Source organism: Bradyrhizobium vignae, assembly GCF_004114425.1.
Lineage (GTDB): Bacteria > Pseudomonadota > Alphaproteobacteria > Rhizobiales > Xanthobacteraceae > Bradyrhizobium > Bradyrhizobium vignae.
Window position 1 is genome coordinate 1 of record NZ_RDQF01000121.1, and the last position, 3,538, is coordinate 3,538.

Sequence of the window (3,538 nt, forward strand, 5' to 3'; positions counted from 1 at the left end):
ATTCCGAAATCAGAAAACGCCACTTCTGCAGATAGTTGCGTTCAACCGTTCGGTCATAGCTGTTGTCTCGCATCGGATCGTTCCTCCGCTGCAGCGATCCAATCAGCGAATTATTGAACATGCACAGTTGCGAGCGCAGCGAGGCAATCCAGAATCTCTCCGCGGAGGGATCCTGGATTGCTTCGTCGCAAGCGCTCCTAGCAATGACGGCTCGGATGCAGGTGAGGGCTAATCCAGCCCCGCCCGCTTCGCCGGCTTCTGCGCCGTCGTCTTCGGCACCGACACATCCGGCAGCGCCTCGCGCACGATCTCGGTTGACGTCGGCGCATCTGCCGACACCGTGTCGGCCCGCACCGGCGCCACCTTCATCTCGCCGAGGCGCGCGCGGACCTGGGCCGTGAGGCCGGGGTAGGAGGCAACCGGGGTGAAGTCCGCAGCCTGGTCGTTGCCGACGCGGATGCCGGTGTAGGCGACGAGGCCGTCGGTGGTGGCGATCACGTCGCCGGCTTTCAGCGATGAATCCAGCGCGAGATCGACCGGGGCGAGGCCGGCGGGCTCGCGGCCGTTGCAGGTGCAGTCGGCGCGCAGCGCCTTGCGATAGGCGAACGCGTTCTCGCTGTCGGCGTAGCGCTCGCCGGCCTGCGAATAGGCGCCATCGATCGACGAGCCGAAATAGATCTTGGTCGGGCTGGCGGGACAGAACGCCTGACACATCTGTGCGGGCGAGGCGAGGCCGCGCATCAGCGGAAAATATTTTCCGTCGCAACTGCGCACGCAGAAGGCCGGGCCCGAGCCGCCGGCCGCGGCCGAGCGGGTCGGCGGCACATATTGCGGGGTCGCCGCATTTTGCTGGCCGGTGAAGGGGTCGGTGTAGGAACTCGCTTGCTGCGGCACCTCGCGCTGGGGCCGCTGCTGCTGCATTCCGCCGAAGAGGAAGTCGAACAGGCCTTCGGCCGAAACCGGGGCCGGAGCCGCAAGCAGCGGCGCGGCAAGGATGGCGGCCACAGGCATCGCGCGACGCCGCCGGCGCGCATGGGACGAGATTGTACGCAACCGCCTACTCCACCCGACGCTACTGACCGGCTGGAACCCTTCGGGTCTCAGCACATGATTCACCATAAAGTGGGATGGTAAATGAGCCGTTGAGCAGAGGCGGTTTCAAGTCGAGGCGGTGACCTCTTTAAGGCCGAGCACAGCTTCCGATGGATGGTTGCTTCCGGGCTACACCCGGGCAAGAAGGCGGAGGAGATTTCGTCACCTAGGCCTTCAAGAACTCCGACGCCTTGTACAGCGAGCGGAACGGCAGGCCGGCCGCACCGAACGTGTCGGTGGCGCCTTCCTCGCGGTCGACCATGGTCAGCACCAGCACCACATTGGCGCCGGCCTCGCGCACGGATTCCACCGCCTTCATCGCCGAACCGCCGGTCGTGGTGACGTCCTCGACGATCACCACGCGCTTGCCCGCCAGCGTCTCACCTTTGGGCAGGCCTTCGATGGCGAGCTTGGCGCCGTGCTCCTTCGGCTTTTTGCGCACGAAGAACGCCGCGATCGGATGCCCCTTGATCCAGGAGATCTGCGCCAGCGCGCCGGCGAGCGGCACCGCGCCCATCTCGAGCCCGCCGATGAAATCGAGCTGGTCGTCCTTCAGCGCCTCATAGGTCAACTCGGCCAGCAGCGTCGCGCCCTCGGGGTCGAGCATGGTCGGCTTGAGGTTGAAATAGAAATCGCTCTTGCGGCCCGACGCGAGCGTCACCTCGCCGCGGCCGAAGGAGCGCCGGCGGATGATTTCGAACAGGCGGGCGCGGGAGGCGGATTTCGACACGGCGGTCCCTCGAACAGCGTTTTTGGTGGAGGCGGAATTTATCCGCGACGGCCGCGACATTCCAGAGGGGGCGTCTCCCGTCAACAGGGATCGGCCATCCCGGTCCGCCGGTTGTGAGGGCGCAACCTTCTGGAGTAGTTGAGGGCAAGCCTCTAGGGGAAGGAAACGGGAATGACGATCGAGCTCTACACCTGGAACACGCCGAACGGCCGCAAGATCTCGGTCGCGCTGGAGGAGATGGGGCTCCCCTACAAGGTGATCCCGGTGAACATCACCAAGGGCGAGCAGATGGCGCCCGAGTTCCTCAAGCTCTCTCCCAACAACAAGATCCCCGCGATCGTCGACCCCGAGGGGCCCGACGGCAAGCCGGTCAGCATCTTCGAATCCGGCGCCATCCTGCTTTATCTCGGCGAAAAGACCGGAAAATTCCTGCCGAAATCGCTTAGCCAGCGGATCCCCGTCTACGAATGGCTGATGTGGCAGATGGGTGGCTTCGGCCCGATGCCGGGCCAGGTGCACCATTTCATCGCATTGGAGAATGAGCAGGATCGCGCCTACGGCCTGAAGCGCTTCATGGCGGAGACGCGCCGGCTCTATGGGGTGCTGGACCGCCGCCTGGCCGGTCGCGACTTCGTCGCGGGCGATCTCTCGGTTGCCGATTTTGCCATCCTGGGCTGGGCCTGGCGTCATCCTCGCCACAAGGTTGATCTGGCCGACTTCCCCAACGTCGAGCGCTGGTACGACGCTCTGATGGCCCGGCCGGGAGTGAAGCGCGGCATGGACGCGAAGCTGGATTGAGCTGCCGCTTACCCTCCCCTGGAGGGGTAGGGGAATCGCATATGGTGCTGGCAGGGTGTTGCCAAGCGGTTGGAACTGGATTCTTTGGGTGTCTCTCGATTCCAGAGGGAGACCTGAATGCGCAAGCTCAAGCGCCTGTTTCGATCGCTCAAGGACCCGCGCGCCAGCAACACCCGACATGATCTTGTGGAGATCCTCGTCATCGCCTTGGCGGCGACGCTGGCTGGCGCCAAGACCTGCACCGAGTTCGAGTTCTTTGGCCAAGGCCGCGAGGAGCTGTTGCGGCGCTTCCTGGAGCTCAGGCACGGCATTCCGAGCCACGATACGTTCAGCAACGTCTTCCGTGCGCTGGACCCGAAGGGGCTGGAAGCGGTTTTGCGCAAGTTCAGCAAGAGCTTCGGCATCAAGGGGGTGGTCAGCATCGACGGCAAGGCGCTGCGCGGGGCCTACACGCGGGGCCGGGAGGCCACGCCGCTGCATATGGTCAATGTCTGGGCCGCAGGCACTCGCATGGCGCTGGCTCAGAGAAAAGCTCCCAACCGCAACGAGGTTGCCGGGGCTCTCGAAGTTCTCGCGCTGCTCGATCTGGACGGGGCTCTTGTCACCGCCGACGCCTTGCATTGCCGGCCCGATACCGCGCAGGCCATCCTCGATCGGAAGGGGCACTACGTGTTGGCCATCAAGAGCAATCGTGGCCGGCTGTTCAAGACCGTCAAGACGCTGGTCGACACAGTCCGAAAGCCCGCGCGAGCGAGTCAACGAAGAGCCACCGCCCACGGCCGCGTCGAACGCCGACAGGCCATCGTCGCGCCGGCTCCTCAGTTGGCGAAACAATACGACTTCCCCGCTATCGCCGCAGTCGGTCGCATCGACAGTTGGCGCGCCAACTCTGGCAAGGCTGTCAAACACACGGTCCGA

At 64.6% G+C, this 3,538-nt stretch carries 4 protein-coding genes; 2 read left to right on the forward strand and 2 right to left on the reverse strand.

Annotation, left to right across the window (positions count from 1 at the left end; all coding sequences use genetic code 11):
• Positions 1–228 precede the first annotated feature (228 nt).
• Complete coding sequence (locus EAV90_RS38835) at positions 229–1,011, reverse strand: DUF2865 domain-containing protein (RefSeq protein ID WP_129146440.1); 783 nt, start codon at positions 1,009–1,011, stop codon at positions 229–231.
• A gap of 247 nt (positions 1,012–1,258) precedes the next feature.
• Positions 1,259–1,822 (reverse strand): orotate phosphoribosyltransferase, encoded by a 564-nt coding sequence (gene pyrE / locus EAV90_RS38840; protein ID WP_028176382.1) that lies wholly within the window; start codon positions 1,820–1,822, stop codon positions 1,259–1,261.
• A 171-nt stretch (positions 1,823–1,993) separates the two neighbouring features.
• On the opposite strand from pyrE, the gene EAV90_RS38845 reads away from it, so the two are divergent.
• Together EAV90_RS38845 and EAV90_RS38850 are read left to right on the forward strand one after the other, a co-directional pair.
• On the forward strand, positions 1,994–2,620 hold the full coding sequence (locus tag EAV90_RS38845; RefSeq protein WP_129146441.1) for a glutathione S-transferase family protein: 627 nt from the start codon (positions 1,994–1,996) through the stop codon (positions 2,618–2,620).
• Positions 2,621–2,737: 117 nt separating this feature from the next.
• Positions 2,738–3,538, forward strand: an 801-nt coding sequence (locus EAV90_RS38850) for an ISAs1 family transposase (protein ID WP_129146442.1), incomplete at its 3' end; no start/stop codon positions are given.

Bases quoted from the DNA above. Each gene is read 5' to 3' on its own strand.
- EAV90_RS38835 (WP_129146440.1), bottom strand. From the start codon at position 1,011: ATGCCTGTGGCCGCCATCCTTGCCGCGCCGCTGCTTGCGGCTCCGGCC.
- EAV90_RS38845 (WP_129146441.1), top strand. From the start codon at position 1,994: ATGACGATCGAGCTCTACACCTGGAACACGCCGAACGGCCGCAAGATC.